This window comes from Actinomadura atramentaria DSM 43919 (assembly GCF_000381885.1).
In the GTDB taxonomy this organism is placed as follows: Bacteria; Actinomycetota; Actinomycetes; order Streptosporangiales; family Streptosporangiaceae; genus Spirillospora; species Spirillospora atramentaria.
The window spans coordinates 480241-503679 of record NZ_KB907210.1 but is presented as its reverse complement, the minus strand read 5'-3'; the positions used below and the strand labels follow the sequence as shown (position 1 = coordinate 503679).

The 23439-nt window shown below is 73.6% G+C and carries 22 protein-coding genes and 2 riboswitches; of the genes, 12 read left to right on the top strand and 10 right to left on the bottom strand.

The genetic code is table 11. From position 1 onward, the window contains the following. Both pspAB and G339_RS33155 read left to right on the top strand, forming a co-directional pair. Positions 1–570, top strand: coding sequence for a PspA-associated protein PspAB (gene pspAB, locus G339_RS0109780; RefSeq protein WP_019630895.1), 570 nt, complete (start codon positions 1–3; stop codon positions 568–570). 12 nt (positions 571–582) lie between these two features. Beyond that, positions 583–1365: a maleylpyruvate isomerase family mycothiol-dependent enzyme gene (locus G339_RS33155; protein WP_019630894.1), complete on the top strand. Its 783-nt coding sequence runs from the start codon at positions 583–585 to the stop codon at positions 1363–1365. Positions 1366–1401: 36 nt separating this feature from the next. On the opposite strand, the gene nadA is transcribed toward G339_RS33155, so the two are convergent. Further along, a complete protein-coding gene (gene nadA, locus G339_RS0109770; protein WP_019630893.1) occupies positions 1402–2574 on the bottom strand; it encodes a quinolinate synthase NadA in 1173 nt (390 codons plus the stop codon). A gap of 371 nt (positions 2575–2945) precedes the next feature. Between nadA and G339_RS0109765 the strand changes: the two genes are divergently transcribed. After that, the gene (locus G339_RS0109765; RefSeq protein ID WP_019630892.1) at positions 2946–3308 is read left to right on the top strand and encodes a HesB/IscA family protein; all 363 of its coding nucleotides are present in this window, start codon (positions 2946–2948) and stop codon (positions 3306–3308) included. 139 nt (positions 3309–3447) lie between these two features. Next, positions 3448–4425 (top strand): carbohydrate kinase family protein, encoded by a 978-nt coding sequence (locus G339_RS0109760; RefSeq protein ID WP_019630891.1) that lies wholly within the window; start codon positions 3448–3450, stop codon positions 4423–4425. Positions 4426–4466: 41 nt separating this feature from the next. On the opposite strand, the gene G339_RS0109755 is transcribed toward G339_RS0109760, so the two are convergent. Beyond that, positions 4467–4730, bottom strand: a complete 264-nt coding sequence (locus G339_RS0109755) for a sulfurtransferase TusA family protein (protein WP_033322755.1) — start codon at positions 4728–4730, stop codon at positions 4467–4469. Between the two features lie 121 nt (positions 4731–4851). Further along, a complete protein-coding gene (locus G339_RS0109750; protein WP_019630889.1) occupies positions 4852–6021 on the bottom strand; it encodes a cysteine desulfurase family protein in 1170 nt (389 codons plus the stop codon). A 181-nt stretch (positions 6022–6202) separates the two neighbouring features. Here G339_RS0109750 and ctaC point away from each other — a divergent pair, with 181 nt between their 5' ends. From ctaC to G339_RS0109730, 4 genes are all read left to right on the top strand, one after another. Further along, positions 6203–6982 carry an aa3-type cytochrome oxidase subunit II gene (ctaC, locus tag G339_RS0109745; RefSeq protein WP_019630888.1) on the top strand — a complete coding sequence of 260 codons (780 nt, stop codon included), beginning with the start codon at positions 6203–6205 and terminating at the stop codon, positions 6980–6982. 74 nt (positions 6983–7056) lie between these two features. Then, positions 7057–8646 carry an aa3-type cytochrome oxidase subunit I gene (gene ctaD / locus G339_RS0109740; protein WP_019630887.1) on the top strand — a complete coding sequence of 530 codons (1590 nt, stop codon included), beginning with the start codon at positions 7057–7059 and terminating at the stop codon, positions 8644–8646. Between the two features lie 3 nt (positions 8647–8649). Continuing rightward, the gene (locus G339_RS0109735) at positions 8650–9060 is read left to right on the top strand and encodes a cytochrome c oxidase subunit 4 (protein WP_019630886.1); all 411 of its coding nucleotides are present in this window, start codon (positions 8650–8652) and stop codon (positions 9058–9060) included. A 108-nt stretch (positions 9061–9168) separates the two neighbouring features. Beyond that, on the top strand, positions 9169–10455 hold the full coding sequence (locus G339_RS0109730) for a L,D-transpeptidase (RefSeq protein ID WP_240489770.1): 1287 nt from the start codon (positions 9169–9171) through the stop codon (positions 10453–10455). Positions 10456–10505: 50 nt separating this feature from the next. Here the strand turns inward: G339_RS0109730 and G339_RS33150 are convergent, their stop codons facing one another. The 5 genes from G339_RS33150 to G339_RS0109705 all read right to left on the bottom strand — a co-directional run bounded on the left by G339_RS33150 (position 10506) and on the right by G339_RS0109705 (position 17826). Continuing rightward, positions 10506–11831 carry a M48 family metallopeptidase gene (locus G339_RS33150; RefSeq protein WP_019630884.1) on the bottom strand — a complete coding sequence of 442 codons (1326 nt, stop codon included), beginning with the start codon at positions 11829–11831 and terminating at the stop codon, positions 10506–10508. Then, positions 11828–13099, bottom strand: a complete 1272-nt coding sequence (locus G339_RS0109720; RefSeq protein ID WP_019630883.1) for a hypothetical protein — start codon at positions 13097–13099, stop codon at positions 11828–11830. Before G339_RS0109720 ends, G339_RS33150 begins: the two co-directional genes overlap by 4 nt. Positions 13100–13180: 81 nt before the next feature. After that, positions 13181–14170, bottom strand: coding sequence for a CHAP domain-containing protein (locus G339_RS36560; protein ID WP_019630882.1), 990 nt, complete (start codon positions 14168–14170; stop codon positions 13181–13183). Positions 14171–14183: 13 nt separating this feature from the next. Further along, positions 14184–14328, bottom strand: a riboswitch (cyclic di-AMP (ydaO/yuaA leader). 370 nt (positions 14329–14698) lie between these two features. Then, positions 14699–14866, bottom strand: a riboswitch (cyclic di-AMP (ydaO/yuaA leader). A 417-nt stretch (positions 14867–15283) separates the two neighbouring features. Continuing rightward, a complete protein-coding gene (locus G339_RS0109710) occupies positions 15284–16207 on the bottom strand; it encodes a C40 family peptidase (RefSeq protein ID WP_019630881.1) in 924 nt (307 codons plus the stop codon). A 227-nt stretch (positions 16208–16434) separates the two neighbouring features. Then, on the bottom strand, positions 16435–17826 hold the full coding sequence (locus tag G339_RS0109705) for an NYN domain-containing protein (RefSeq protein WP_019630880.1): 1392 nt from the start codon (positions 17824–17826) through the stop codon (positions 16435–16437). A 127-nt stretch (positions 17827–17953) separates the two neighbouring features. On the opposite strand from G339_RS0109705, the gene G339_RS0109700 reads away from it, so the two are divergent. The 3 genes from G339_RS0109700 to G339_RS0109690 are packed head-to-tail and all read left to right on the top strand — an operon-like array spanning position 17954 to position 20872. After that, a complete protein-coding gene (locus G339_RS0109700; RefSeq protein WP_019630879.1) occupies positions 17954–19759 on the top strand; it encodes a DEDD exonuclease domain-containing protein in 1806 nt (601 codons plus the stop codon). Between the two features lie 43 nt (positions 19760–19802). Continuing rightward, entirely contained in the window at positions 19803–20546 is a 744-nt protein-coding gene (locus G339_RS0109695; protein ID WP_019630878.1) for a rhomboid family intramembrane serine protease, read from the top strand. A gap of 44 nt (positions 20547–20590) precedes the next feature. Further along, on the top strand, positions 20591–20872 hold the full coding sequence (locus G339_RS0109690; protein WP_019630877.1) for an Lrp/AsnC family transcriptional regulator: 282 nt from the start codon (positions 20591–20593) through the stop codon (positions 20870–20872). 40 nt (positions 20873–20912) lie between these two features. Here G339_RS0109690 and trpD read toward each other — a convergent pair whose 3' ends face one another. Together trpD and G339_RS0109680 are read right to left on the bottom strand one after the other, a co-directional pair. Continuing rightward, complete coding sequence (gene trpD, locus G339_RS0109685) at positions 20913–21962, bottom strand: anthranilate phosphoribosyltransferase (RefSeq protein WP_019630876.1); 1050 nt, start codon at positions 21960–21962, stop codon at positions 20913–20915. An 87-nt stretch (positions 21963–22049) separates the two neighbouring features. Continuing rightward, a complete protein-coding gene (locus G339_RS0109680; protein ID WP_019630875.1) occupies positions 22050–22472 on the bottom strand; it encodes a type 2 periplasmic-binding domain-containing protein in 423 nt (140 codons plus the stop codon). A 278-nt stretch (positions 22473–22750) separates the two neighbouring features. On the opposite strand from G339_RS0109680, the gene ctaE reads away from it, so the two are divergent. Continuing rightward, positions 22751–23413, top strand: coding sequence for an aa3-type cytochrome oxidase subunit III (gene ctaE, locus G339_RS0109675; protein ID WP_084693183.1), 663 nt, complete (start codon positions 22751–22753; stop codon positions 23411–23413). Positions 23414–23439: the final 26 nt, after the last annotated feature.

The window sequence follows — 23439 nt, the reverse complement described above, 5'->3', positions numbered from 1 at the left end:
ATGGGGTTCCTGGACTCGCTGCTCGGCCGCTCCAAGCCGGTCAAGCCCGACCTCGACCGGCTGTTCGGGCTGTCCACGGCGGCCGTGACGCTGGAGGCCGCGACGGGCTTCACCCCGACCGGGCTCGGCTCGGTGAGCTTCCGCGCGGCCGAGGGCGGCGCGTTCGCCCGCCTCCAGAAGGACGTCCAGGAACTCCTCGACGCCGACCAGGGCCCGCGCGTGGAGATCAGCGAGGACTCCTACGGCTACACGTGGATCCTCGCCCGGCACGAGCCGTCGGAGCTGCCCGACCTGGTCACCGACCTGCACGCGGTGAACTCGACGCTGGAGACGTCCGGGTTCGGGCCGCACCTGCTGTGCTCGCTCGCCGGGTTCACCGGGCCGGACGGGCGGCGGCTCGGCCTGGTCTACCTCTACAAGCGCGGCACGTTCTACCCGTTCGCGCCGCTGCCCGGCGACCGCCGGGACAACGCGCTGGAGCTGCAGGTGCGCGGCGCGGTCGGCGCGGACCTGCCGTTCGAGGACGACCTCGGCCGCTGGTTCCCCGTCTGGGGCGCCCCCGGCCTCTGAGCGGAGACGCGTGTGACCGACCCCCGGTGGACCCATGACGCCTACTGCGACGCCGTCGAGCGGGAGGTCGCGGCGTTCGGCGCGGCGGCTCGGGAACTGTCGCCGGACGCGGCCGTGCCGTCCTGCCCCGGCTGGAGCGCGGCGGATCTCGTCCGCCATCTCGGCGGCGTCCACCGGTGGGCGGCGGGACTGGTCGCGACGCGGACGGTCGAGCGCGCCGGGCGGCGCGCGATGGGCGTGACCGTCCCCGACGACGACGCCGAACTCCCGTCCTGGTACGCCGAGGGCGGCGCGGCGCTGCCGGCCGCGCTGCGCGGCGCGCCGCCCGCGACGCCCGTCTTCACCTGGGGCGACGAGGGGACGGCGGGGTGGTGGGCGCGCCGCATGGTCCACGAGACCGCCGTCCACCGCTGCGACCTGGACCTCGCCGCCGGGCGCGACCCGGCCGTGGACACCGCGACGGCCGTGGACGGCGTCGGGGAACTGCTCGCCAACCTGCGCGCCGCCGGGGCGTTCAGCCCGCGCGTCGCCGAACTGCGCGGCGCGGGCGCGCTGGCGTTCGCCGCGACGGACGCGGACGTCCGCTGGTGGTTCCGCCTCCACCCGGACGGCTTCACGTGGGAGCGCGAGGACGCCGGGGGAGGCCCGCCCGGCGCGGACGCCGTCGTCGCCGGCCCCGCCGCCGAGCTGTACCTGTTCGCGTGGGGCCGCCGCGCCCCCGGCGACCGGCGGCTCCACTGGCACGGCGACGACGCGCTGATCGCCCGGTTCGCCGACGACGCCGGGGTCATGTGACCCCGGCCGGACGCGGCGTCCGGCCGGGGCGCCCGCCTACGGCAGCGCGAGCATCCGGTCCAGCGCCGCGCGGGCGTGCGCGGCGGTGTCCGGGCCGACCTGGATGCGGTTCTCGACCTCGCCGCGCGCCAGCGCCTCCAGCGACAGCACCAGGTGCGGCAGGTCGATCCGGTTCATGGTCGAGCAGAAGCAGACCGCCTTGTCGAGGAACATGACGTTCTTGTCCGGGTGCGCGTTCGCGAGCCGCCGGACGAGGTTCAGCTCCGTCCCGACCGCCCACGACGTGCCCGCCGGGGCCTCGTCGAGGGTCTTGATGATGAACTCCGTCGAGCCGACCAGGTCGGCGGCGCGCACGACCTCGTGGCGGCACTCGGGGTGGACGAGCACGTTCACGCCCGGCACGCGCTCCCGCACGTCCCGCACGGACTCCAGCGAGAACCGGCCGTGGACCGAGCAGTGCCCGCGCCACAGGATCATCCGGGCGTCGCGCAGCGCCGCGTCCGGCAGGCCCCCGTTCGGCCGGTGCGGGTTGTAGACGACGCAGTCGTCGAGGGAGAAGCCCATCTCCAGCACGGCGGTGTTGCGGCCGAGGTGCTGGTCGGGCAGGAACAGCACCTTCGAGCCGCGCGAGTACGCCCAGTCCAGCGCGCGCTTGGCGTTGGACGACGTGCAGACGACGCCGCCGCGGCGGCCCACGAACGCCTTGATGTCCGCCGAGGAGTTCATGTACGTGACGGGGACGACCTCGTCGGCGATCCCCGCGTCCTCCAGCGCCTCCCAGCACTCCTCGACCTGCTCGAACGTCGCCATGTCGGCCATCGAGCACCCGGCGGCGAGGTCGGGCAGGACGACCTGCTGGTGGTCGGCGGTGAGGATGTCGGCGGACTCGGCCATGAAGTGGACGCCGCAGAACACGACGTAGGGCGCCTCGGGCCGCGCCGCCGCGAGCCGCGCGAGCTTGAACGAGTCGCCGGTCACGTCCGCGAACTGGATGACCTCGTCGCGCTGGTAGTGGTGGCCGAGGACGAACACGCGGTCGCCGAGCGCGGCCTTGGCGGCGCGGGCGCGCTCCACGAGACCGGGGTCGGACGCGGGCGGCAGTTCGCCGGGGCAGTCGACGCCGCGCTCGCTCGCCGGGTCGGCGCCGTCGCCGAGGAACAGCAGCGGAAGCCCGGGAAGGCCGGCCGGGGTCCGCACGGGGGTGGTCACGGGAAAGCTCCCTCCTGCGACGAGACTTATCGTCGCTTTGACACTATAGCCCAGCCCGAACAACCCCCCAGAAACCGCCCACCCCCCAAGACCGGCAGCGGCGGCGACCACGGGGGGTTGCCCGGCGGGCGCACGGCCGCGAGCCGCCAGGCGAGCGGCCGGGCGGCCGCAGCGCGAAGCGCCGCACCGCAGCGGAGCGAGGATGCGGCGCTTCGCGCCGCGGGGGGCGTGGGGGGTCGCCCCCCACAATGAGGGGAATGGGATTCCCGCAAGGTACGTTGTTCATCGGAAGAGGCGTGGGTACGCGTCCCTGAGGACCACTGACACACCGCCGCCGCGCGCGGCGCAGCGAAGACCCGGGAGCTGAAGACATGACGGTTTCAGGCGAGACGACGCAGGAGACCACCCAGCAGGGCGTCATCCTCACCGACGCCGCGGCCGAGAAGGCGCGGGGCCTGCTGGAGCAGGAGGGCCGCGACGACCTCGCGCTGCGCGTCGCGGTGCAGCCGGGGGGCTGCTCCGGGCTGATCTACCAGCTCTTCTTCGACGAGCGCGAGATGGACGGCGACCAGGTGCAGGACTTCGGCGGCCTGAACGTCCGGGTGGACCGGATGAGCGCCCCGTACCTGACCGGCGCGACGATCGACTTCGTCGACTCGATCGAGAAGCAGGGCTTCACGATCGACAACCCGAACGCGTCGGGCTCCTGCGCCTGCGGCGACTCGTTCAACTAGCGCGTCCCGCGGCGGCGGCCGCGCGAGGGGCGGTCCGGACCTGGTCCGGGCCGCCCCTTTCCGTGCGCGCGGGGGCGGCGGCGCGGCGGTCGGTACGCTGGTCCGGTCCCCGACCGCATCCGACGAGGAGAGCGACGCAGTGCGCATCGCCGTCACCGGCTCCATCGCCACCGACCACCTGATGACCTTCCCGGGCCGGTTCACCGACCAGCTCATGCCCGACCGCCTCGACCGGGTCTCGCTGTCCTTCCTGGCCGACGAGCTGGTGGTGCGGCGCGGCGGCGTCGCCGCCAACATCTGCTTCAGCATGGGCGTGCTGGGGCTGCGGCCGATCCTCGTGGGCGCGGTCGGCGCGGACTTCGCCGACTACCGGTCCTGGCTGGAGCGGCACGGCGTCGACACCGACTCCGTCCATGTCTCCGAGCTGAAGCACACGGCCCGGTTCCTCTGCACGACCGACGAGGACCAGAACCAGATCGCGACGTTCTACGCGGGCGCGATGAGCGAGGCCCGCGACATCGAGATCGGCCCGATCGCGGACCGCGCGGGCGGCCTGGACCTCGTCCTGGTCAGCCCGAACGACCCCGACGCGATGGTCCGGCACAGCGACGAGTGCCGGGACCGCGGCATCGCGTTCGCCGCGGACCCGTCGCAGCAGCTCGCGCGGATGGACGGCGCGGACGTCCGCCGCCTGGTGGACGGCGCGGCGTACCTGTTCACCAACGAGTACGAGAAGGCGCTGAGCGAGGAGAAGACCGGCTGGTCCGACGCCGACGTCCTGTCCCGCGTCGGCGTCCGCGTGACGACGCTCGGCGCGAAGGGCGTCCAGATCGACCGGTCCGGGGAGAACGGCCTGCACGTCCCGGCCGTCGCCGTCGAGAACGTGGTGGACCCGACGGGCGGCGGCGACGCGTTCCGCGCCGGGTTCCTGTCGGCGCTGCACTGGGGCCTGGAGCTGGAGCGCGCCGCGCAGGTCGGCAACGTCATCGCCGCGTACGTGCTGGAGACGGCCGGACCGCAGGAGTACACGTTCACCCGCGACGGCTTCACCGAGCGGCTGGCCGGGACGTACGGCGCGGCCGCGGCCGCGGAGGTCGCCGCGCACCTGCCCGCCTGACGCGCGCCGTCCCCGGGCGCGCCGCGCCCGGGGACCCGCCGTCAGTAGGTGCGGCGGATGTGGAACGCCCAGCCGCGCGGCAGCGTCTCCTCGCGGACGAAGTCCTGCGACTTCATCCGGCACCAGGCGGGCACGTCGGTGCGGGCCGCGACGTCGTCGGCCTGCACGGCGATGACCTCGCCGACCGGGACCTCCCGGATGCGCTCGGCCAGCATGATGATCGGGATCGGGCACTTGCGGCCCAGCGCGTCGATGACCAGCGCGGGCGCGGGCCCGGCGGGCGCCTCCGGTACGGGCTCCGGCACGGGCGCCGGGAGCGGCGTGCCGCGCTCGGCGCCCCGCCGCGAGCGGCCTTTGAACCTCATGGGAGCGTCCGCCTCCCTGGCGTCGGTACGGATCGGGGCGCGGCGCGGCCGGGGGAGGGGTTCACGCGCCGCCCACCCCCGCCGCCGCGCGGAGCCGGGCGACGGTCCCGGGCAGCGCGGCCAGGAACCGGTCGACGTCGGCGGCCGCGGCGCCGCGCGGCAGCGACACCCGGACGTTGCCGTGGGTCAGCACTCCCATCGCCTCCAGCACGTGACTGGGACGCAGCGTATCGGCCGTACAGGAACTTCCCGACGAAACCGCGAATCCCAGCCGGTCCAACTCGGTCAGCAGCGCCTCCCCGGCCACGTACAGGCACGAGAACGTCACCAGATGCGGCAGTCGCGCGACGGGATCGCCGACGACCTCCACGTCCTCGATCGTACGCGGCACCTCCGTCCGAATCCGCTCGACCAGCGCGGACAGCCGGGCCGATTCGGCGGCGCGGCCGGACTCGACGGCGGTGAGCGCGGCGGCGGCGGCCACGGCCCCCGGCACGTTCTCGAAGCCGGGCACGCGGCGGGCCCCGCGCTCGTCGTCGGGCAGCGGGGAGCGCCACCGCGTCCCCTTGCGGACCGCGAGGACACCGACGCCCGCCGGTCCGCCCCATTTATGGGCGCTCGCGGTGAGATACGACCATCCGTCGGGCGGATCGACACGCCCGACCGACTGGGCCGCGTCCACCAGCAGCGGAACGCCCGCCGCCCGGCACGCCGCCGCGACCTCCGCGACCGGCTGCACCGTCCCGACCTCGTGGTTCGCCGACTGCAGGCACGCCAGCGCGGTGTCGGGGCGCAGCGCCGCCGCGAACTCCGCCGGATCGACGCGGCCGAGCCGGTCCACGCCCACGGAGGTCACCTCGCCGCCGTCCGCCTCGTGCCGCTCGGCCGTGTGCAGGACGCTCGAATGCTCCACCGCGCTCACGACCAGGTGCCGCCCCGCGCGCCGCCGCGCCCGCAGCGCGCCGAGCATCCCCAGGTGGACGGCCTGCGTCCCGGACGTCGTGAACGCCACCTCGTCGGCGCGCGCCCCGAGCACCCCGGCGACGTCCGCGCGCGCCCGGTCCAGCGCGAGCCGCGCGGCGCGCGCCGCGCCGTACAGCCGCGCGGGGTCCGCCCACGCGCCGTCGAGCGCGGCGAGCAGCGCCGCGCGGGCGGCGGGGTGCAGGGGTTCGCCGGACGCCGCGTCGAGGTAGGCGCCGAACTGGTCGGAGGCCGGGCCGTGCGTAGCCACGCCAGAACACTAACCGGCACCCGATCAGGGGTCTGCGCGACCCTCGCGCTAATGTGTCCATCGCACGTGTGACAACTGATCTCTCCGCCCGGGTGACCCGGGCGTTCATCCGTGGGGAAGGCATTCCGTGAGTCCGACCCGCTCAAGGGAGCGGCGTACGCCTGTGCGCAGTCGCCGCGCATTGAAAAGCGCCGGCGCGCTGGGCCTGCTGGCGCTGACCGCCACCGCCTGCAGCGGTGAGGGTTCCCGCCTGGGCATGCCCGAGCCGATCAGCGACCAGGCCGAGCGCATGCTCAAGCTCTGGCAGGGTTCCTGGATCGCCGCGTTCACCGTGGGCGCCGTCGTGTGGGGCCTGATCATCTGGGCGGTGGTGTTCCACCGCAAGCGCTCCGATGACCTCCCGCCGCAGGTGCGCTACAACCTGCCGATCGAGATCCTTTACACGGCCGTGCCGTTCGTGATCATCGGTGTGCTGTTCTTCTTCACCGCGCGCGACGAGAACTTCGTCGAGAAGACCACGGACAACCCGCCCGTCGTCGTCGACGTCACCGCGTTCCAGTGGAGCTGGCAGTTCGACTACAAGGAGAAGGTCGCCGGCAAGGAGCAGACCGTCGCGTCGGTCGTCGGCGTGCCGGTCGCCCCGAACGGGCACACGCCGGGCAAGCCGGTGCTGACGATCCCGTCGGGCGAGAACGTCCGCGTGCGGCTCCACTCCAACGACGTCATCCACTCGTTCTGGGTCCCGGCGCTCCTCTACAAGAAGGACGTCATGCCGGGCTTCACCAACGAGTTCGAGTTCAAGGCGAACAAGACCGGCACCTATGAGGGCCGCTGCGCCGAACTGTGCGGCGTCGACCACAGCCGGATGCTGTTCCAGCTCCGCGTGGTGACCCCGGACCAGTACAAGAGCTACATCGACAACGCCAAGGCCCAGGCCAAGGCCGCGGGGGGTGCCCAGTGACCGCTGTGAGTCACGCACCGAGCGCGCCGGTCGCAGCGTCGCGGACGAGCAAGGGGCGCATCATCGCCTCCTGGATGTCGTCCACCGACCACAAGGTGATCGGCTACCTCTACCTCATCACGTCCTTCGTGATGTTCCTGATCGGCGGTGTCCTCGCGCTGCTGATGCGCGTGGAGCTGTTCAAGCCCGGTCTCCAGGTGCTGAGCAACGAGCAGTTCAACCAGCTCTTCACCATGCACGGCACGATCATGCTGCTGATGTTCGCGACGCCGCTGTTCATCGGTTTCGGCAACGTCATCGTGCCCTTGCAGATCGGCGCCCCCGACGTCGCCTTCCCGCGCATGAACATGCTGGCGTACTGGCTGTTCCTGTTCGGCAGCATCATCGTCATCGCCGGTTTCCTGACGCCCGGCGGCGCGGCGAGCTTCGGCTGGTTCGCCTACTCGCCGCTTTCCGACTCGGTGCGGTCGCCCGGCATCGGCGGCGACATGTGGGTCATGGGCCTGGCGATGTCCGGCTTCGGCACCATCATGGGCGGCGTCAACTTCATCACGACCATCCTGTGCATGCGCGCGCCCGGCATGACGATGTTCCGGATGCCGATCTTCACCTGGAACATCCTGCTGACCTCGATCCTGGTCCTGCTGGCGTTCCCGGTCCTGGCCGCCGCGCTGCTCGCGCTGGAGGCCGACCGCAAGTTCGGCGCCCACGTCTTCGACGCCTCGCACGGCGGCGCGCTGCTCTGGCAGCACCTGTTCTGGTTCTTCGGGCACCCAGAGGTCTACATCATCGCCTTGCCCTTCTTCGGCATCGTGACCGAGATCCTCCCGGTGTTCAGCCGCAAGCCGATCTTCGGCTACGTCGGCCTGGTGTTCGCGACGATCAGCATCGCGGGCCTGTCCATCACCGTGTGGGCGCACCACATGTTCGTGACGGGCCAGGTCCTGCTGCCGTTCTTCTCGTTCATGACGTTCCTGATCGCGGTGCCCACCGGCGTGAAGTTCTTCAACTGGGTCGGCACGATCTGGCGGGGGCAGCTCACGTTCGAGTCGCCGATGCTGTGGTCGATCGGGTTCCTGGTGACGTTCCTGTTCGGCGGTCTGACCGGCGTCATCCTCGCCTCGCCGCCGATGGACTTCCAGCTCTCGGACTCGTACTTCGTCGTGGCGCACTTCCACTACGTCGTGTTCGGCACGGTGGTGTTCGCGATGTTCGCGGGCTTCTACTTCTGGTGGCCGAAGTTCACCGGCAAGATGCTCAACGACCGGCTCGGCAAGTTCCACTTCTGGCTGCTGTTCATCGGCTTCCACGGGACGTTCCTCGTCCAGCACTGGCTCGGCGCGGAAGGAATGCCCCGCCGGTACGCCGACTACGCCGACCAGTTCACCGACCTCAACAAGGTCTCCAGCATCTTCTCGTTCGTGCTGGCCTGCTCCCTCCTGCCCTTCATCTACAACGTCTACATCACGGCGAAGAAGGGCAAGAAGGTCGAGGTCGACGACCCGTGGGGCTACGGCGGCTCGCTCGAGTGGGCGACGTCCTGCCCGCCGCCGCGGCACAACTTCAACTCGATCCCGAAGATCCGCTCGGAGCGGCCCGCGTTCGACCTGCACCACCCGCACGCGGGTGCCAAGTCGGAACTCGCCGCGGCGAAGGGGGAGTAGCCGATGCGCGTTCAGGCGTTCATGTTCTACGGGTGCGCGATCTTCTTCCTCGTCACCGACGTCGTCTACTGGCTGTGGTCCGGCGACTGGACGGGCACCACGGCGATGGCGCTGGCCGTCGGCCTGGCCGGTCTGATCGGCTTCTACATCCACTTCACGATCCGGCGGCTGGAGAACGCCAACGGCGGTCCCCTCTACGAGGACGACCCCGAGGGCGACATCGCGGACGCGGCCGGCGAGCTGGGCTTCTTCAGCCCGTACAGCTGGTGGCCGCTGTTCGTCGGCCTGTCGGCGGCGACGATCACGCTCGGCATCGTGTTCGGCTGGTGGCTGGTGCTCCTCGGCTTCGCCGCGATCATCATGTCCGTCATCGGATTCGTGTTCGAGTACTACCGGGGGCACTTCGCCCACTGACAGGCAAAGACACTCCCAGGGGGTCGGTGTTTCGCGTTCTGCGCGAGCATCGGCCCCCTTCGTCATGGGAACGACCGGTGGCACACAGTGACAACGGGGGAGTTGACGGTGCGAGTCGGCGTCTCAGGGACGAAAGGGAAGGGCCGTGCGGCCGCGGCGACGCTGATGGCGGGCGTCCTGGCGGCGGGCACGGCCGGGTGCGCGGGGGGCGGGAACCCCGGTGACGTGCTGGAGCTGGCGGTCGCGCCGGTGCAGAACGGCGGGGCGGCGCTGCGGCCGGACAGCCCCGTCACCGTGCAGGCGAAGAACGGGACGGTCGAGAACGTCACCGTCACCTCCAGGAACGGCGAGGTGCAGGGCGAGCTGAGCGCCGACCGCACCCGCTGGCGGTCCCGGTGGACGCTCGACCCCGAGACCGACTACCACGTCGCGGCGACGGGTCTCGGCAGGGACGGCCGGACCCGCACCGTCACCAGCAGCTTCCGCACGGCGAAGGCCGGTCCGTCGCTGGCCGTCTCGTTCGAGGCGCCCGACAACCGGGAGACGGTCGGCGTCGGGATGCCGATCATCATGCACTTCGACCGCGCGGTGACCGACAAGGTCGCGGCGGAGAACGGCCTGGAGGTGACGGCGAGCCGGCCCGTCGAGGGCGCGTGGCACTGGTTCGGGAGCCGGACGGTCGTGTTCCGGCCGCGCAGCTACTGGCCCGCGCACACCGACGTCACGTTCCGCTCGCACCTGGCGGGCGTCCGCGTCGCGGACAACCTGTGGGGCGGCCGGAACCAGGAGCTGCGGTTCCGCATCGGGGACGAGCACATCACCAAGGCCAGCGCGAAGAAGCACCAGATGTGGGTGTGGAAGAACGGCAAGTTCATGCGCAAGATCCCGGTCAGCATGGGGATGGGCGGTTCGCGGGAGCACACGACGACCAACGGCGTCCACCTGACGATGGAGAAGGCCAACCCGGTCATCATGGACTCGTCCACGACCGGCTGCGGGCCCGGCTGCCCCGGCTACTACCGGCAGACCGTGTACTCGGCGGTGCGGATCTCCAACAGCGGCGAGTACGTCCACGCCGCGCCGTGGTCGGAGGGCTCGCAGGGCAACAGCAACGTCAGCCACGGCTGCGTCAACGCCAGCGACTCCAACGCCGCCTGGTTCTACCGGTTCTCCTACCGGGGCGACCCGTACACGATCACCGGGACGAACCGGAAGCTGGAGCCGGAGAACGGCTGGGGCTACTGGCAGCTCAACTGGAACGACTGGCTGAAGGGCAGCGCGTCCAAGAAGTCGGTGCAGGTCGGCCCGCAGGAGGGCAGCCAGGCCGCGGCGGCGGGGACGGGCGGCGCCCCGACCGGGCCGGAGGCGGGCGCGGTGTCCAAGCCGGCGTCCTGAATCCGCGTCCCGAGCCCGCAGCACCGGGACCGCCCCCGTTCGTCCGCCGCTCAGCGGCCGGCGAGCGGGGGCGGTTCGCTATGGCGGTGCATGCGCGCCCAGGTGCGGGCCATCGCGATGCGCTCCGCGCCGGACGGGTGCGTCATCCACAGCAGCCGCTCCAGCGCGTTCGGGCCCGGGTCGTCGATGTTGCGGACGGCCAGCTCGTGCTGCATCTCCGCGAACGTCCCCGGGTCGCCGGTGAGGTCGAGGGCGTGCGCGTCGGCGCGGGCCTCGATGCGGCGGCTCACCAGGTTCTCCAGCGGCGCGGCGACGTGCATGGCGACGACGACGAGCGCGAGGACCAGCGCGACGGCGCGCGGGTCGGCGGTGCCGCGTCCCCCGTCGCCGGGATCGAGGCCCGCGCGGCGCCGCAGGCGCGGCGAGGACAGCAGCAGCCCCAGCAGGCACACGCCGCCCGCGACGGCGAGCGCGCCGACGAGCGTCCCGTACAGGACGTCCCCGCGCTTGGCGTGGCCCAGCTCGTGCGCGACCACCGACCGGATCTGCGGGGGCGGCGACGACAGCAGCGTGTCGTACACCACGATGCGGCGCGTGGAGCCGAACCCGGACACGTACGCGTTCAGCGCCGTGGTGCGGCGGGACGCGTCGGCGACGAGGACGTCCTTCACCGGCACACCGTCGCGCGCCGCCATCGACATCAGGTCGGTGCGCAGCGTCCCGGCGGGCAGCGGCCTGAAGTCGTTGAACATCGGCTCGACGACGACCGGGTAGGCGAACGAGCCCGCGACGACCAGCGCGAACGCGCCGAGCGCCGCGCCCGTCCACCAGTAGCGCGGGAAGCGGCGCAGCAGCGCGAACAGCAGCACCATCCCGACCGTCCACACGACCCAGGTGACGGCGAGGGACTTCGCCTGGTCCGCGAGCCACGCGGGGAGGGCCTGCGTGGACAGGCCGTAGTCGCGCAGCGTGCCGTGGCTCCAGATCCCGAACGGCAGCGACACCAGCCGCAGCAGCGTCGTCAGGACGACGACGGCGAGCGCGACGCGCAGCGGCCACCGGCGGACCCGCGCGGTCGCCCACCGCAGCAGGCGCGCGCCGAGCGGCGTCAGGCCCAGCACCAGCACGACGGCGAGTCCGAGCAGCAGCGACGCGTACGCGGGCGGGTTGATCGCGGCGTCGAACGCGCGGGCGCGGGCCAGCTCGGCGCTGGAGAAGTCCAGCGCGGAGTCGGGGCGGACGCGGCCGCCGGGCACCGCGCCGGGCAGCGGGTTCCAGGGGGTCGTCGCGGCGAGGACGCCGGCGACGGCGGCGAACAGCACGGCGGCGCAGCCCGCCGCCCACAGCCGGGGCCGGCGGGCGTCCGGTTCGCTCAACGCAGTTCCTTCCGGAGGTAGTCGCGCCACGCCGCGGTGAAGCGCGCCGCGCTGGTCCCGAGGACGTCGCGCAGCGCCGTGCCCTCGGCGTGCCGCCCGGCGGCCCGGTAGAGCCGGACGAGCGCCGCCTCACCGTACCGCTGGGCGATCATCCGGCACGCCAGCCAGGACTCCTGGTACGCCTGCGCGAGGCGGGGCGCGTCGGACCCGAACGCGTCCGCGCCGGGCAGCGCGCCGGGCACCCGCCCGGCCCGGACGTCGGCGGCCAGCTCCCCTGCGGCGGACCGCACGGACACCTTCGCGCCGCGGTACCCGACGTAGTCGGCGAAGCCCTCGATCAGCCACAGCGGCGTGCGGGAGTCGTGCGCGCCGCCCGTCGCGACGTGGGTCAGCTCGTGGGTGAGGACGACGCGGCGGCCGAGCGCGTTGAGGCGGTTGAACGTGCCGGGGGAGATCAGCACCCGGTCCTCGCCGCGCGCGCCCTTCCCGCCCGGCGCGACGGTCGCGAGCGCGGCGATCTGGGTGAGGTCCTGGTCGGCCCCGGCGAGCGCGGCGGCGACGGACGGCTGCGCGGGCGCGAGCGCGACGACGCGGCGCGCCCAGTTCCTGCCCGTCACGGCGGTGACGGCGGGGACGGCGCGGTCCAGCAGCCGGGACACGTCCGCGAGCCCGGCGGCGTCCCCGACGACGAGGCTGGACTTCCCGCGCACGACGGTGAGCGGGCCGCCGTCCCAGATCTCCGGGGCGTCCTTCGCGCCGGAGCCGGTGATCACCCACGTGCCGGAGCGGTAGGCGAACAGCAGGTGCCGGTCGCGGACGACGTCGGCGCGGTCGTACCCGGCGAACCGGTAGCGGAGCCGGACGTCCACGGCGCTGCCCGCGCCGGTCGAGGCGTCGCGGGACGGGCCGGTGTACTCCTCGGCCCAGTCCGCCAGCGGGAGCCTGCGGAGGTTGTCGAAGACCTGCGCCTGCGCGTCCCGGAACGCGGCGGGCGCGGCGGCGACGGTGGCGAGGAAGCGGGCCCGGTCCCCGTCCCGGACGGCCGCGGCGCGGTTCGCCAGGACGGTCCGCACGGCGGCGGGCTGCGGCGACCCGACGGCCGCCGCCGACGTGCTCGGGGCGGCCGCGGGGCCGTCCCCGCGGGTCACCGCGACGGCGAACGCCGCGATGAGGCACAGGACGGCGCAGAGCCCCGCGCCGAGGGCGATCCGCCGCCGGAGGGCGGCGGCCGCCGGGCGCGGGGCTCCGCGGTCGGGATCGCCGGTCATGCGGGCGATCCTAGTGAGCGGCCGGGGCGGGCCGGGCCACCCGGTCGCCCCGGACGATCCCCGTGCTGATCCCCGTGCCGGTCACTTGGCGTAGTCGGGGTACCCGTATCCGACGATCTGGTCGGTGTCCCGGGTCCTCATCTTCACCGCGTTGCTGGTGTTCCCCTCCACGGTCTCGACGGTTCCGTCGCCGTTGTCCTTGACGACGAAGCCGACGTGCTCGATCGAGTCGAGGGACTTGCCGCCGTCCCAGGAGAAGAAGACGACCGCGCCGGGCTTGGGCTTGGTGCCCCAGCGGCCCTCGTCCTTGAACCACTCGGCGTGCGCGATGGTCCAGGCGTCCTGGCCGACCTGGTCGGAGAACCCGACCTTGTTCCCGACCCAGGAGACGAACATCGAGCACCAGGACGCGTCCTTGTACCCGCTGATCGAGCCGCCGTCGCGGCGGACGGTCTCCTTGGCCCGGTCGGTGGACATGTACCAGTCCTGGAACTTGGTCTCGCCGCCGCCGTCCTCGTGGACGCCGACCTGCGACTCGGCCACCTTGAGCAGTTCCTGCGCGGTGGGCCGGTCGCCGCCGTCCCCGGGTTCGGCGGGGACGAGGTCGCGCTCGTCGGCCCGGCCGCCGAGGCGGTCGGCGCCGTCGCCGGGGGCGTCGAGCGTGCGGGGGCCGAGGTCGGCGCCCGGGTCGTCGTCGAGGCGGGAGGCGAGCGTGTCCGAGCCGGTGTCGGGCTCGGCGTCGCGGCCTCCGTCGAGCGGCGTGCCGAGACCGTCGCCGAGGTCGGCGGCCAGGCTCGGGCCGTCGTCGTGGCGGGCGTCGAACCGGTCCTGGACGTCCCCGGCGGGCGCGTCCGCGAGGCCGACGGCGCGGACGGCCCCGGTCCCGGCCGTCGCGGCCGAGACGCGGTCCGAGCCGCGGTCGCCGCCCCGGTGGTCCGGCCCCGGCACGGCGGCCTGGGCGGACGCGGCGGCGGTGCCCGCGAGGGCCGCGCCGGCGACCAGCGCGCCGGTCGTGCGGAGCGCGACGGCGAGCGGGCCGGGTTTGCGATGTCTTCCGATCTTGCCGGTCATGAGCGGGTGTGACTCCTCGCTTCCATGTCGCCTACCGGGTTAGCTGACGGGTTCGGGCGTGGAAGACGCCCTACGGCCCGGAGACGGGCCGATTCACCCCGTTGGGACAGGTGGGTCCCCGGCTCCGCGCTGGCGCGCGGACTCGGCGGGTGGGCGCGCGAAAAGCGCGCCCGTACGGTCGATGGACGTGCTTCTCCGGGCGCTCGGGCCGGGAGAAGGGGCCTCGCCGGTCCCGCCCGCGCGAGGGCGCGGACGGGACGGGTCGCGGCGGCGTCGGTGCCGTCGGCGGCTGAGGCGTGCGGTCGTCGCGCGTCCCCCTAGGGGACGCGGACCAGGCCGCCTCGCGCGCCGGTGCGGGGCACCCGCGGGGCGGGCGGCGCGCTCGTCAGCGAGCGCGTCGCGGCCGGTGGAAGGGCCTCGTGGGCCGGGCCCGCCGCGCGTGCGGCGGGTGAGGAGGTCGGGGGCGGTACCGCGCGTCCCCGCCGGGGGACGTCACGGATGACGTGGACTGCTCTGCTGGACAGGGTCGCTCCTTCTTCCAGACGCCTGCCGGGTTAGCTGACGGGTTCGGGCGTGGAAGTGGCCCTACGGCTCGCGTGGAGCCGATTCACCCCGTGCCCGCCGTCCTGTCGCGGACGTGCGGGCGGTTGGTTCCCCGGTTCCGCGATCGGTTCGCGGATTCGGCGTTGCCGCCTCGCCTGAGGCGTGATGGGGCCCGTCGCGCGGATCTTCCGCGCGGGGGGCGGGCGGCGCTGACATGGGCTGACTTGCTGGCGGACGGTCCCGTGGCGGGTCCGTCCTGGCCGGTCCCCGGATGGCCGCTCGCGGCGCGCTCTCGGCGCCATGCACGCGTCGGGCGTGCGCGCGGTACGGCCGGGCCGGCCGGTTCAGCAGGGCGCGGCGACTGGGGGACGCCGGGCCGGTCACGGCACCTGGGGTGTGTCGTGGGAATGTCGGCGCTCACCTGCGGCGATGCCGACGCCGCGGTACCTGGCTGGCACCGCAAGTAGGACACAAGGTACCAAACGTCCTTCGTATGGCAAATCTTCCATAAAAACGACAACGGCCCAGGTCAGAGCCCTGGACCGTTGACGCGGCGGGGGGTGACGTCCGTCAGGGCCGTCCCGCGCCGTAGTAACCGGGCATCGACGACAGCGGCACGACCTTCACCACGGTCCCCGTGTGGGGCGCGTGGATGATCTGGCCGCCGCCGACGTACATGCCGACGTGCGACAGGCCGTTGAAGAAGACCAGGTCACCGGGCTGCAGGTCGCTCTTGGCGACGCGCTTGGTGGCCGCCCACTGGCTGTTGGTCGTCCGGGTGATGCTGACCCCGGCCGCGGCCCAGGACTTCATCGTCAGACCCGAGCAGTCCCACGAGTTCGGTCCCGTCGCCCCGTAGCTGTACGGGTCGCCGAGCTGCGCGTAGGCGAACTGGAGCGCCGTGCGGGCGCTGCCGCTCGCGGGGCCGGTGTAGGTCCCGCCCGCGCCGCCGCCCGAAGGGCTGTCCTTCTGCCCGAGCTTCCGGAGAAGCTTCCGGGTCTGGGCGACGAGCTTGTCGACCTCGGCCTTCTTGGCCTTGAGGTCCTTGTACTTCGTCGCCATGTCGTCGTAAGCGCTCTGCAGTTGCGCTTGCTCGCGCTTGTACCGCTGGAGCGCGGCGACGTAGCCCGCCAGCTCCTTGTCGCGGTTCGACGACAGGTGCGTGATCAGCGCCGACTGGTCCAGCGCCGACTGCGGGTCGTCCCCGCCGACGAAGCCCGCGAGCCCGTCGGTGTCACTGTTCTTGTAGGCGGTGGCGGCGAGCTGAGCGATGTGCTGCCGCTGCTGCTCGAACTCCTTCTCCTCCGCCTTGGTGGTCTTCTTGGCGGCGTCGACCTTCTTCTTGAGCGCCTTGAGGTCTTCGGAGAGCTGGTTGAACTTCTCGACGACCTTGTCGGACTGCTCGTTGAGCTTGTCGAGCTTCTTCTGCGTTTCCGCGGCGGTGGGTTTGGGGGCCGCGTGCGCCGCCGTCGGCAGCGGCAGCGACAGGGCCACGGTCAGGCAGGCGGCCGCCGCCAGGCGTCGGCGCGTCCTCCCCGTCCAGGGCCCGCCCCGCGTGCTCCGCGACGGCGCGGAGCCCCCGGTGGATTGTTCTTCGGCCACGGTCCGGTACGCCCCTCTCATTGCACGACGTCAGCGGCCGACCCTAGCGAGACCCCAGGAGCCCCACAACTAAAACTGCACTAATCGCAGGAAATAGCAGGAGTTGCCCGGTTGATCGGCTAGCCCAGTCTGCGCAGGAGGAGCCGCGACGGCGCGGGGCGCGCGCCCGCGCGGCGGGCCGCGTCGGCGACCTCGCGGTCGGTCGAGACGACCACGACCGCGCGGCCGGGCGGCTCGGCGCGGACCAGCTCGCCGATCAGCTCGTCCGCGGTGACGCCGGGCGGGCTGAACTTCACCCGCACGCCGCGCGGCGCGGACAGCGCGACGGGCGCGTCCAGCTCGGCCCCGTCGAACACGCAGGTGACCTCCGCGCGGGTCTGCGCGGCGAGCCCGCCGAGCCCGGTGACGAGCCGGGCGCGCTGGTCGGCCAGCGGGAGGCCGCCATAGCCGGTCTTGGTGACGTTGTAGCCGTCCACGACGAGGTGGACCCGGGGGAGCGCGAGCAGCCGGTCCAGGAGCTGCGGGTCGTCGTCGGCGAGGGCGCGGCCGGGCAGCGAGCGCGGCGTCGGGGGACCGGGGTCGACGCCCCGGACGGCGTCGGCGGGCCGCTCGATCATCGACGGCAGCGCGAGCTCGCGGCGCAGCCCCTGCGCGGCGTCCACGAGCGCGTCCAGCAGCACGCGGAGCCGGACGTCGTCCACGTTGCGGCCCTCGCGGGCGGCCCGGCGGGCGGCCTCGGCGGCGGCCTCCGCGCGCTCGGTGCGCGTCCGCATCCGGCGCAGCTCCTTGCCCGCGGCGGCCGTGGAATCGCGCGCGGCGGACAGCTCCTCGGCGGCCTCGGCGGCGAGCGCGTCCGCCCGCTCCCGCTCGGTCCGCGCGCGGGTCCGCGCCTCGTGCAGCTTGCGGCGCAGCTCGGCGTTCTCGGCCTTGAGGGCGCGCAGGTCGGCGCGGAGCCGGTCGGTGTCGGCGGCGTGGTCGGCGCGCGCGTCGGCGAGGTCCCGCTTGAGCTGGCCGATCTCCCGCGCGGCGGCCTCCTCCTGCGACGCGCTCGCGGACGCGGTGAGCTCGGAGCGGGCCGCCTCCACCGCCTCCGTCCAGCTCCGCGGCCGCAGCAGGTAGGCCAGCGCCGCGACCTGCACCGGGTCGGCGGCGGGCGGCCGCTCCCCGGCGGCGACGGCCGCGACCAGCTCGGGCTGCGCGTCGCGCAGCCCGGCCGCGACGCGCTCGCGGAACGCGGCGTCGCCCTCCAGCACGGCCGCGATGCTGGCCGCGCCGAGCTTGCGGCGCTTGCGCCGCTCGAACCGGGCGAACGGGCGGAGCCGGGCCGGGACGGCGTCGAGCGGGAGCGCGCCGATGACCTCGGCGGCGGCCGCGACGACGCGCTGGCGGACGGCGTCGGGCAGCGGACGGTCCAGCCGTTCCGCCTCGTCCGGACCGCTGTCGATGATCCCGCTCCTCTCGGACCCGCCGCACTTCCCTGCGGCGGCGCGCGCTAACCGGGAAGTGAACACCCTAGCGCCGACACGCCCGGCCCCCGATTCCGCGCCGGAAGGCCCCCGGCGGCCCTTCGCGCGTCGGATCGGCCCCGTCGTGCCGGAGCCGGGCGGTCTGTCGGTGGTGTCCTCTACCGTCCCGGTCATGCCCGCGAACGCCGCCCCGCACGCGCCGCAGGCCGTCCAGGGAACCCTGGACGACCTCGGCACCCCCCTCGCCGACGTCACCTTCGTCGTGGTGGACCTGGAGACCACCGGCGGCTCGGCCCGCGACTCGGCGATCACCGAGATCGGCGCGGTGAAGGTGCGCGGCGGCGTCGAGCTGGGCGAGTTCGGGACGCTCGTGGACCCCGGCGCCCCGATCCCGCCGTTCATCACCGCGCTCACCGGCATCACCCAGCAGATGGTGTACGCCGCGCCGAAGTTCGCCGAGGTGCTGCCCGCCTTCCTGGAGTTCGCGCGCGGCTGCGTGCTCGTCGCGCACAACGCCCCGTTCGACGTGGGGTTCCTCAAGGCCGCGTGCGCCGCGCAGGACCGGCCGTGGCCGGGCTTCCCGGTCGTCGACACCGTCAGCCTCGCGCGCCGCGTCCTCAGCCGCGACGAGGTCCCCAACTGCAAGCTCGGGACGCTCGCCCGGCACTTCCGCGCCGCGACGACCCCGAACCACCGCGCCCTGGACGACGCCCGCGCCACCGTCGAGGTCCTGCACGGCCTGCTGGAGCGGATCGGCTCGTTCGGCGTCACCTCGCTGGAGGAGCTGCGCGGCTTCGCCCGCGCCCCCACGCCCGAGCAGCGCGGCAAGCGCCACCTCGCCGACGACGTGCCGAGCGCGCCCGGCGTGTACCTGTTCGAGGACGCGCGCGGCGAGGTGCTGTACGTCGGCAAGAGCGGCGACCTGCGCAGCCGCGTCCGCAGCTACTTCACCGGGGCGGAGACGCGGTGGCGCGCCCGCGAGATGGTCGGGCTCGCCGAGCGCGTCCGGCCGATCGTGTGCGCGACGGCGCTGGAGGCGGAGGTCCGCGAGCTGCGGCTGATCGCCGCGCACAAGCCGCGCTACAACCGGCGGTCCAAGCACCCCGAGCGGGCGGTGTGGCTGAAGCTGACCGACGAGCCGTTCCCGCGGCTGTCGATCGTCCGGGAGCGACGGGCGGACGGCGCGGCCTACCTCGGGCCGCTCGGCTCGCGGCGGCAGGCCGAGGAGGCGCAGGCCGCGCTGCACGAGGCCGTCCCGCTGCGGCAGTGTACGCAGCGGCTCACGCTGTCACTGGTGGCGCGCGGCAAGGCGCGGACGTGCGCGCTGGGCGACCTCGGCCGCTGCGGCGCGCCCTGCACCGGCGGCGAGGATGCAGGCGCGTACGCGGTCCACGCGGCGGCGGCGCGGACGGTCATGGCGGGCGACGTGCGGCCCGTCGTCGCCGCCGCGACCGCCCGCATCGGGCGGCTCGCCGCCGAGCTGCGCTACGAGGAGGCCGCCGCGCAGCGCGACCGGCTGGCGGCGTTCGTGCGGGCGGCGGCGCGGGCGCAGCGGCTCACCGCGCTGGCGGGCTGCGCGCAGCTCGTCGCGGCGCGGCCCGCGCCCGGCGGCGGCTGGGAGGTGTCGGTGGTCCGGCACGGGCGGCTCGCCGCCGCCGGAACGGTCCCGCGCGGAGCCGCGCCCCGCCCGTACGTGGACGCGCTCATCGCCACGGCCGAGACGGTCCTGCCCGAGCTGGGCGGCGGCCCGGACGGCATCCCCGCCGGGGCGGAGTCGGGCGGTGCGGGCGCGGAGGAGATGGAGTGCGTCCTGCGCTGGCTGGACGGCCCCGGGACGTTCCTGGTCGAACTGGACGGCGTGTGGACGTGCCCCGTCCACGGCGCGGAGGGCGCGCGCGAGCGGCTGGAACGCGCCTACGAGCGCGCGCACGCGCCGGTCGAGCCGTCCGCGCCGGTGTCCCACCGCCCACTAAGGTGACGGATAAATCCGTTAGATCCGTAGATCGGGGAGGACGTCCCGCATGGCGCTGCCGCTGTACGACAGCCAGCCCGCCCGCCGCGTGCCGTGGGTGACGTACCTGCTGGTCGCGGTCAACGTCGTGGTGTACCTGTTCACGCCGATGTCGAACGTCGCGTCCCTGCGGGAGAACGACGCCGTCCGCGAGTGCAAGGCCAGCTCGTTCACCTACCGGTACGGCGCGATCCCGCACGAGCTGACCACCGGCCGCCAGCAGCCCGCGCCCGCCGACCTCGTCAACCGGTGCGGCGAGCAGACGTTCCACAAGCGCCCGTGGGTGTCGGCGTTCACGTCGATGTTCCTGCACGCGGGGGCGCTGCACCTGCTCGGCAACCTCGTCGCGCTGTTCGTCATCGGGATGGGCGTCGAGGACCGCCTCGGCAGGCTGCGCTACCTGCTCAGCTACCTGTTCTTCGGGCTCGTCGCCGTCTACGGGTTCGCGCTCGCCGATCCGGGCTCGGGCGTGCCGCTGATCGGCGCGTCCGGGGCCATCGCCGGGGTGTTCGGCGCGTACCTCGTGCTGAACCCGCGCGGCCGGATCATCAGCATGGTGCCGCCGCTCGTCGTGCGGCTGCCGGTGTGGGTGCTGCTCGGGTCGTGGTTCGCGCTGCAGTGGCTGTCGCTGGGCGACGCCGAGAGCAACGTCGCCTACGTCGCGCACATCTGCGGGTTCGTCGCGGGCGTGGTGTTCGCGCTGCTCGCCCGCCGGGCCGGGCCCGCGCGCCGCCCGATCGCGCTGGCCCGCTGAACCGGTCGATAGAGTCGTACGGTACGCAAACTGGGAGGGACGCAGTGGTCACCGCTCTGGTGTTCGTCAAGGCCGAGGTCGCGCGCATCCACGAGGTCGCGGAGACGATCGCGGCGCTGGAGGGCGTCAGCGAGGTCTACTCCGTCACCGGCGAGCACGACCTGGTCGCCGTCGTGCGGGTCCGCCGCCACGACGACCTCAACGACGTGATCCCCGGCCGCCTCAACAAGGTCCCCGGCGTCCGCGACACCGAGACGCACATCGCCTTCCGGACGTACTCGCAGCACGACCTGGAGGCGGCGTTCTCGCTCGGCCTGCCCGAGTGACCCCGCCCGGCCGACCGGCCCGTGTGACCGGCCCGGCCGGTCAGCCGTTCAGCGCGCGCGCCGTGTCCACCCAGCGGTCCAGCAGCGCCGTCACCGCGCCCGAGTCCACCGACGCCGCCGCGCGCCCGTAGGCGTCCGCCAGCGCCGCCGTCAGCCCCGCCGCCGGGGGAGCGCCCTCGAACGCCACCATCACCGCCGCCGCGTTGAGCAGCACCATGTCGCGGACGGGACCGGTGCGGCCGCCGAACACCTCGCGGGCCACCCGCGCGTTGAACGCCGCGTCCGCGCCGCGCAGGTCCTCCGGGCGGGCCGGGGCGATCCCGAGGTCCGCCGGGTCGAACACGGTCTCGGTGGACGTGCCGTCCCGCACGACCCACACCGTGGACGTGCCCGTCGTCGTCAGCTCGTCCAGCCCGTCGTCGCCGCGGAACACCAGCGAGCTGTTGCCCCGCTCGGCGAACACGCCCGCCACGATCCCCGCCATGCGCGGGTGGAACACGCCCACGGCCTGCGCGGACGGCCGCGCCGGGTTCGTCAGCGGCCCGAGGAAGTTGAAGACGGTCGGCGTCCCCAGCTCCTTGCGCGGCCGCGCGGTGTACCGGAACGCGGGGTGGTACAGCGGCGCGAAGCAGAAGGTGATCCCGACCTCCTCCGCGCAGCGCGCGCACGCCTCCGGGGTCAGGTCGAGCGGGACGCCCAGCTCCTCCAGCAGGTCCGCCGCGCCGCACGACGACGACGCCGCCCGGTTGCCGTGCTTGACGACCCGCACCCCGGACGCCGCCGCGACGACCGCCGCCATCGTGGAGATGTTCACGGTGTGCGCCTGGTCGCCGCCGGTGCCGACGAGGTCCGCGATCGGCCCGGGGACGGAGATCGGCGTCGCGTGCGCGAGCATCCCCTCGGCGAGCCCGGACACCTCCGCGACGGTCTCGCCCTTGGCCCGCATCGCGACCGCGAACCCGCCGATCTGCGCGTCGGTGGCGTCGCCGGACATGATCTGGCGCATCGCCCAGGACGTCTCCTCGGCCGACAGCGCGTCGCCGTCGATCAGGGCGTTGAGCAGGGCGGGCCAGGTCGTACGGGCATCCATGTCGTCTACTCCCAGGGCGAGCGGCCGTTCCGGCGCGGGCGCGCGCCGACCGGGGGCCCGCCCGCGGCCCCCGGTGCGGCGGTGGTGTTACAGGACCGGCAGCCGGCTCGCGGCGCGCCGCCGCATGAGGTCGGCGGTCGCCCGCGCCACGGCCATCGGGTCGAGCGGCAGGGCGACGACGGCGTCCGCGCGGGACCAGGTCGCCAGCCAGCCGTCGTCGCGGCGGGCGATGACGGCCAGCACGGGCGGGCAGTCGTACACCTCGTCCTTGGCCTGGCGGCACACGCCGAGCCCGCCCGCGGGCTGCGCCTCGGCGTCCACGATCGCGACGTCGATGTCGCCCTGGTCGAGCCGGGCCACCACCGCGGGCTGCGTCGCGACCTCGACGTACTCGACGGCCGGGAGGTCGGCCGCGGGGCGGCGGCCGAGCGCGAGCCGGATCTGCGCGCGGGTGTTCGCGTCGTCGCTGTAGACGAGGACCTTCATCGGGCTCTCCGGGGCGGTGCTCATGCGCAGCAGGGTACCGGAGGGGGCGTCGTCCGCACGAGATCCGGATTCGATCACCGACAAACCGGGTATACGTGGCGAATCGGCCGGTCCACCGCGCGCCCCGCCGCCCCGCGCGCCGCACCGTGTCCGAATCGTGCCCTCTGGACGGCACGCGCCGCGCCCGCCGCCGGGAACCCCTGGTGCGCCGCCGATCCCGCGTGCGCCGAGGTCCGGACCGGACACGCGCGAAGGCCGCTGGAGGGGGGTCATGCGCGGGTCGCCGACCGGGTGACGTAATAATGCTGCCCGTGGCAACAGCATCCGCGATAGAGACAACACCTCACGCTCGGGAGAATCGTCCCATCTTGGTCAGCGTGGGGACGATCGTCTGGCTGTCGTCCGAGCTGATGTTCTTCGCGGCTCTGTTCGCGATTTACTTCACGATCCGCTCAGTGACGATCGGTCAGCAAGGCTCGCACTCATGGCCGGGGGCCGATCTCAACCTGGCGCTGTCCGCGGTGAACACCACCGTGCTGGTCCTGTCCTCGGTGACGTGCCAGATGGGCGTCTTCAAGGCGGAGAACGGCAAGGTGGGGCGCGACGGCGGCCTGCTGAACTTCCGGCGGTGGGGCCTGCGCGAGTGGTACGTGCTCTCGTTCCTCATGGGCGCGTACTTCATCGCCGGGCAGGCGTACGAGTACTACACGCTCGTCACCCATGACGGCCTGACGCTCTCGTCCTCGGCCTACGGCTCGGTCTTCTACCTGGCGACCGGGTTCCACGGCCTCCACGTGACCGGCGGGCTCATCGCGTTCCTCTTCGTGCTGGGACGCACCTACGCCGCCAAGCGATGGACGCACGAGCAGGCGACCAGTGCCGTGGTGGTCTCGTACTACTGGCACTTCGTGGACGTGGTCTGGATCGGCCTGTTCGCAGTCATCTACCTGCTCGACCTCCACTGACCAACGACGACATACCCGAACGGGGA

Excerpts from the sequence above, each read along its gene's own strand:
- pspAB (WP_019630895.1), top strand. The coding sequence starts at position 1 with ATGGGGTTCCTGGACTCGCTGCTCGGCCGCTCCAAGCCGGTCAAGCCC.
- G339_RS0109720 (WP_019630883.1), bottom strand. The coding sequence starts at position 13,099 with ATGACCGGCGATCCCGACCGCGGAGCCCCGCGCCCGGCGGCCGCCGCC.
- ctaD (WP_019630887.1), top strand. The coding sequence starts at position 7,057 with ATGTCGTCCACCGACCACAAGGTGATCGGCTACCTCTACCTCATCACG.
- G339_RS0109700 (WP_019630879.1), top strand. The coding sequence starts at position 17,954 with ATGCCCGCGAACGCCGCCCCGCACGCGCCGCAGGCCGTCCAGGGAACC.
- G339_RS36560 (WP_019630882.1), bottom strand. The coding sequence starts at position 14,170 with ATGACCGGCAAGATCGGAAGACATCGCAAACCCGGCCCGCTCGCCGTC.
- trpD (WP_019630876.1), bottom strand. The coding sequence starts at position 21,962 with ATGGATGCCCGTACGACCTGGCCCGCCCTGCTCAACGCCCTGATCGAC.
- G339_RS0109765 (WP_019630892.1), top strand. The coding sequence starts at position 2,946 with ATGACGGTTTCAGGCGAGACGACGCAGGAGACCACCCAGCAGGGCGTC.
- G339_RS0109695 (WP_019630878.1), top strand. The coding sequence starts at position 19,803 with ATGGCGCTGCCGCTGTACGACAGCCAGCCCGCCCGCCGCGTGCCGTGG.
- G339_RS0109680 (WP_019630875.1), bottom strand. The coding sequence starts at position 22,472 with ATGAGCACCGCCCCGGAGAGCCCGATGAAGGTCCTCGTCTACAGCGAC.
- G339_RS0109735 (WP_019630886.1), top strand. The coding sequence starts at position 8,650 with ATGCGCGTTCAGGCGTTCATGTTCTACGGGTGCGCGATCTTCTTCCTC.
- ctaE (WP_084693183.1), top strand. The coding sequence starts at position 22,751 with ATGCTGCCCGTGGCAACAGCATCCGCGATAGAGACAACACCTCACGCT.